Here is a 5,459-nt window from a genome sequence, read left to right as displayed (position 1 = left end):
TCCTTTAAGATCGAAATAATCTGTTCCTCTGAAAATTTTGATGTCTTCATACTGTTTTTCTTTTAAAAGGTTAATTTAACTCTATTTTTAACCTGTTCAAAAAAACCAGCCACTTACCCTACTAATTTGTTTTGGATGAATTGGATTGGTGAAACGAATAATAAATTTGAATTTTACGAAAATAAATTTATATATAACTGCTTAGCAAGAGTAATGACTAATAATGTTGATGGAGAAAAAGAAATTATTATACCTTCAAAAAAGATTAGAGAACTGCTAGAAATTTCTGAGCTAGATAATAATAAGTATCTAAATGATGATAATGAAATTATTGGGTTTAATCATGAGGTGAAAACTAAACAATTTAGCTATGGTGATAGACAAGAATTGGTTGTTTTAAATAAAAAAAAATTATTTGACACTTTAAAAAGTAATAACTTAAAATTGTTCTGGTTAGCAAGTTACTTCATTAAAAAAAATCCTTTAAATGATGAAATTAAAAAGGTTAAGCACATTCAAAAATTTAGAAGATACATAATTTGGCTTGATGATAATTATGAACTACAATCTTTAAAATATTTCGACAATACATTTTCTAATGAATAAAGATTACATTCAAACATGGATTGATTTAGCAATTGAGGATTTGGAAGTTTCAAAAATTCTTTTTGAAAATGAAAAGTTCTCTAATTCTTTCTACCATTTTCAGCAAGCTTCTGAAAAAGGGTTGAAAGCTTATGCTTTTATGATTAAAACATATACATCAGGAAAAGATGCTAATAACACAGGACATTTTACACTTAAAGTTCTTATTGATTCAGCTAACGAAAGACAAAAAGAAATTGCTTTTTTAAAGGATTATGGATTTGAAAAATTGATAGGTACTGAAAATTTAGATGATTACTCAAATAATTTAGAAAGTGGTCTAAATTCATTACCAAAAAGAAAGGAAATTTATGAATATTCAAATGAAATCTTAGAAGAGATTTTAAATATTATCAAAGAATTAAGTGAATTTAATTTTGAGTTTCCAAGTGATTTTAAAAAGCATCTTATTGAGAAGATGGATTTATTTTTTAATTTAGTTAACAAATCTAATCCAGAAAAAGTAGAAGAAGCTAGAAAAGATTTTATAGATTTTATAAAAGATGAAAATCAACTAAATGATTTAATAGAAAGTACAAAGCAACACTTTATAAACGCAATGACTGAACACTTTCACGTATTAATTCTTTATTATTCGAATTTGATTTCACACAACCATAACAATTTAGCTAGATATCCTGAAGTTGACTTTAATCCATTAAATTATTATAGATCGGACCGTCCGATAATTCAAAAACTCCCTAAATATGTTGAATATTTAAAAAATACACTATACCAATTAAAAAAATGGAATGATCAAATAAGTTAAAATTCATTATCTCATTCACCTGCACAAAAACCGTCTTTAGTCCAAGTATTCCTAAAGCCAGTTATTTGTTTGCTTCATTTCGTTAATTTCATTAATCCAAAAACCTTTTAATGGCTATAGTAAAATCATTAATGGATTTTCTTTTAATCTATTTGAAATCTACACAAAAAAAATGCAATTAGTCGCAAAAATTTTCTATTTGGCAGCAACTTTTCTTTGATAGACAGCAATCTTATACTCATTTGTTTCTCTTAGAGAATGAAGAAAAAAACGAATATGTTCCAAACTTAGTTTAGATAAAATGTCATAGCTTTTCTTATGACATTTTCTATACTTCTTACCATTCAAAACTATATGCTTTTACATATAAATTAATTATCCGAAGTAAAATTATATGCAATTACATATAATTTTATATATTTGTAATAGATTATATGTTATAGCATATAATCCAAACAAATAACAAAGGGTAACCATGAAAACACTCGCCACTTTTGTAAAAGAAAAAAGAAACGAAGTAAACCTCACACAGGAAGCATTTGCCGAACGTGCCGGGGTAGCACTTACCGTAATCCGAAAGATAGAGCAAGGCAAGGAAAACCTCAACCTCGAAAAAGTAAACCAGGTACTCAAAATGTTTGGGCACACACTGGCACCGGTCAATAGCAAAGAACTATCTAAAAATGAAACCCTATGAGACAGGCAGCCATTTATTATAAAGAGGTGTTGGCGGGCACCCTTACCGAAACCGATGAAGGCGAATACACTTTTCAGTATAACATCGAGTATGCAGAAACGCATCCAAGACAGTTCCTCACCTTTAGTATGCCGGTAAGTGCCAAGCCCTATACCGACAAAAGGCTTTTTCCTTTTTTTGAAGGATTGATTCCCGAGGGTTGGCTGTTGGATATCGCTTCCAAAAACTGGAAAATCAACCCCAATGATCGCATGGGGCTGTTATTGGCATGTTGCCAAAACTGCATCGGAGCCGTAAGTGTTCAACCAATACCAACAGAAAATGTCTAAGTGTCTATATTGTTACAAACCGTTAGAGGATAATCTCGTTGATTTTCACGAGCACTGTAGTTTGGCTTTTTTTGGTACAAAGCAACCACCTGTTTTTGAACATACATTACAGGACATGGCAGCATTGGCAAAAAATGTGGTCGAGCGCAGCGTAGCCGTTCCCGGTGTTCAGCCAAAATTATCCCTGTCATTGGTAAACACAACCTTGCAGGACGGCAACAAAGGACGACTAACCGTAGTGGGAGCTTTGGGAGGAAACTACATTTTCAAACCCCCATCCGAAAATTATCCCGAAATGCCACAAAACGAACACCTCACCATGCGCATGGCGGAAGCTTTCGGCATCAATACAGTCATGTCAAGTCTAATTCGCCTGCAGTCGGGAGAACTGTCATACATTACCAAGCGCATTGACCGTACCCCATCCGGCGAAAAAATCCACATGCTCGATATGTTTCAGATTACCGAGGCCGTAGATAAATACAAAAGCTCTATGGAAAAAGTGGGAAAGGCGCTGGAGGAACACTCCAGTAATACGTTGTTAGACACCCTCTACTTCTTGGAACTGGCAATTTTCAGCTTCCTTACAGGTAATAACGACATGCACCTCAAAAACTTTTCGATGATCAATTCAGGCGATACTTGGTCACTGACACCTGCCTACGACCTCTTGAATGTTGCCATAGTTAATCCCGACGATACCGAAGAACTGGCATTAACCCTTGAAGGCAAAAAGAGAAAACTCAAATGGGAACACTTTGAACGATTGGGTAAAAAATTAGGGCTAAACGACAAACAGCTAAACGGAATGGTGAAACGATTCCTCAAAAACAAACCGGTAGCAATACAATGGATAAACAACTCATTACTTTCAGAGGAATACAAAGAAAAGTATAAAGTGCTATTAGAAGAAAGATATGCCACGCTTTTCAATAAATAAAATAGAGCACAACAAAAAATAATACGATGAATATTTAAATTTATAACCGTATAATTTGTTGTTCCATTTACTTGAAAAACCCTTTAACTTTCCTTGGTATATCACTATTTGAAGTATTCACTGATATTGAATATAGTTGTCTGAATCTGTTCAAGACTTTTGGTTCCAGTTCCATTTAAATGCAGTAAATAATCGGAAATCTATTAATGATTTTAATTTACAAAACTATGTAAGTTTATGAGAAAGATAATAAACCAATCTATGAATCGGTTGAAAAGTTTACATATATCGAAATCGTTCAAAGATTGAATTGAAAACAACTTCGGGTAAATTTTATAAGGAAAAATGGACAAAAGCTAAGATAAGTTGGCATTCCAAAGAAAAACCACTGTATTACTATTTAATAATAGATTTTCCAAAACCAAAAGGAATAGTTATTTCATAATCATTATCTCATTCACCTGCACAAAAATTGTGTAGACTTCCCCTCTAAAACAAACTGTTTAAAAGTCGAAAAATCCTCCTTTACCAATAAAATCATAAAACACATCTTCACCTAAAATCGAACGTAAAAATGTAGTAATTTTAGTACACGATTTGAGCGCACAAGCTCAGTAAAGTAATGTGCTATGAATCTACTAGTTACTAGAATTTCCTAATTACAACACAACGATTTTGTTTTTACAAAAGTCCAAAATCAGCACGAAGTCTTCCGCAGCGAGAGTCTTCCTAATCCAATCCTTCCATGGTTCAAAACTACAAGTATATTAGTCCGTTTAAGGTTTTAATCGCTTTCCAAAAAATAATTGAAGGTTTAGAGCAAATTGCGGTAACCGATGTAAGCTACAGAGCCAATTATGCGAAAGCGCTACTGACTCAGATTGAAGATAAACCTGAATTTCGAGTAGGCATCGACGAGCTCGATTTCGTAGAAAAAAATCAGGAACTCATTCAATATTTGTTGGCCGACCTATTCCCTACTGCGCTCACTAACAATGAGATAAAAGCAGCGACAATTCCTTTTTACGATTTCACTTTCAACTATTCGCAACGATTCAAAAAGATCCTAAACGACGTGGAAGCCTCGTTCGATCTCAGTATCCGAAATATGGATGAGCACCAGTTCTTTATCATGAATTGTACGCTCATTTTAAACTTTTACTTCCATCAAAACATCGATTTTGGAAAACCAATATTTTACGACATTCCCGACAAAAACGGCATTCTAAAACACTATCGGATTTTATATAACGTAGATTTTCTAGAGATTTTTCCCACAGATAATGCCAAATTCCTCAATCAAACCGAAATCGATGAATTGGTCGACAACTACGATAATCTAGATTTATGGAAAAAAGCTTTTCCAGAGCATTCCTGGATTTTAAAAGGATTTGCCATTGTTTCTTTAGTTGACGTTACCGTGGAAAGTGCCGTCTCTAATCTGAAATCGAATTTGCTTAAATCGGATACCGAAAAAGCGGAATTAGGCGAGAGTTTTGAATCTATTTTCAGATCGGTTTTCAAAATACCTGATTTACGTATTGGATTTACTTTTTACGATGAAGAAGAAGATTTATTTCTGAAACCACCTTTTAACGACGAGAAACTCCACAGCTATATACTGCTCGACGAACAAGAAGCCGATTGTAAAAACGCACTTTGCGGCTGTTCGTATGAACATTTGATCGAAGATAAAAAACCATTCGTTATTCCTAATGTTGCCGAATATGCGACAGAACAAGACAATATAAACTTCGCGACTCATCTTATCAATCAAGGAGTTCAAAGCTTTTTGCTCGCACCAGTAATCAAAGACAAGAAACTCTTGGGATTACTCGAATTAGCTTCTGCAACCGGCCGTGCGCTGAACTCGGTTAACGCAAACAAGTTGGAGCTCATTTTGCCCTACTTGTCGGATACCATTGAAAAAAACAATAGCGACATGATGAATCAACTTGAGGTGAAAGTGGTCGGCTTTTTCGACAGTTTGTAAATATAGTTTTTTGATTTGAAATTTGTTTTGAACTGAAACGGAATCGAGCTCTGCTGAGGAGCAACTCGCCAGGGTTAAGTTCACCC

Annotated in this window: 6 protein-coding genes; all 6 read left to right on the top strand. The window is 33.8% G+C overall.

Annotation, left to right across the window (positions count from 1 at the left end):
* Positions 1-135 precede the first annotated feature (135 nt).
* Positions 136-606, top strand: a complete 471-nt coding sequence (locus Q0064_RS05395; protein ID WP_298145432.1) for a hypothetical protein — start codon at positions 136-138, stop codon at positions 604-606.
* Positions 599-1,414 carry a HEPN domain-containing protein gene (locus tag Q0064_RS05390; RefSeq protein ID WP_298145430.1) on the top strand — a complete coding sequence of 272 codons (816 nt, stop codon included), beginning with the start codon at positions 599-601 and terminating at the stop codon, positions 1,412-1,414. Before Q0064_RS05395 ends, Q0064_RS05390 begins: the two co-directional genes overlap by 8 nt.
* 475 nt (positions 1,415-1,889) lie before the next feature.
* Complete coding sequence (locus Q0064_RS05385; RefSeq protein ID WP_298145427.1) at positions 1,890-2,111, top strand: helix-turn-helix domain-containing protein; 222 nt, start codon at positions 1,890-1,892, stop codon at positions 2,109-2,111.
* Positions 2,108-2,440: a HipA N-terminal domain-containing protein gene (locus tag Q0064_RS05380; RefSeq protein WP_298145424.1), complete on the top strand. Its 333-nt coding sequence runs from the start codon at positions 2,108-2,110 to the stop codon at positions 2,438-2,440. The genes Q0064_RS05385 and Q0064_RS05380 overlap by 4 nt, the downstream gene beginning before the upstream one ends.
* The gene (locus Q0064_RS05375; RefSeq protein WP_298145420.1) at positions 2,433-3,380 is read left to right on the top strand and encodes a HipA domain-containing protein; all 948 of its coding nucleotides are present in this window, start codon (positions 2,433-2,435) and stop codon (positions 3,378-3,380) included. Before Q0064_RS05380 ends, Q0064_RS05375 begins: the two co-directional genes overlap by 8 nt.
* 745 nt (positions 3,381-4,125) lie before the next feature.
* Entirely contained in the window at positions 4,126-5,373 is a 1,248-nt protein-coding gene (locus Q0064_RS05370) for a GAF domain-containing protein (protein ID WP_298145417.1), read from the top strand.
* Positions 5,374-5,459 lie beyond the last annotated feature (86 nt).

This window comes from Flavobacterium sp., assembly GCF_027490375.1.
GTDB lineage: Bacteria > Bacteroidota > Bacteroidia > Flavobacteriales > Flavobacteriaceae > Flavobacterium.
The sequence above is the reverse complement of the archived record's forward strand: the minus strand, read 5'-3'. Positions and strand labels throughout refer to the sequence as shown.

Bases quoted from the DNA above. Each gene is read 5' to 3' on its own strand.
- Q0064_RS05395 (WP_298145432.1), top strand. From the start codon at position 136: ATGAATTGGATTGGTGAAACGAATAATAAATTTGAATTTTACGAAAAT.
- Q0064_RS05390 (WP_298145430.1), top strand. From the start codon at position 599: ATGAATAAAGATTACATTCAAACATGGATTGATTTAGCAATTGAGGAT.
- Q0064_RS05385 (WP_298145427.1), top strand. From the start codon at position 1,890: ATGAAAACACTCGCCACTTTTGTAAAAGAAAAAAGAAACGAAGTAAAC.
- Q0064_RS05380 (WP_298145424.1), top strand. From the start codon at position 2,108: ATGAGACAGGCAGCCATTTATTATAAAGAGGTGTTGGCGGGCACCCTT.
- Q0064_RS05375 (WP_298145420.1), top strand. From the start codon at position 2,433: ATGTCTAAGTGTCTATATTGTTACAAACCGTTAGAGGATAATCTCGTT.
- Q0064_RS05370 (WP_298145417.1), top strand. From the start codon at position 4,126: ATGGTTCAAAACTACAAGTATATTAGTCCGTTTAAGGTTTTAATCGCT.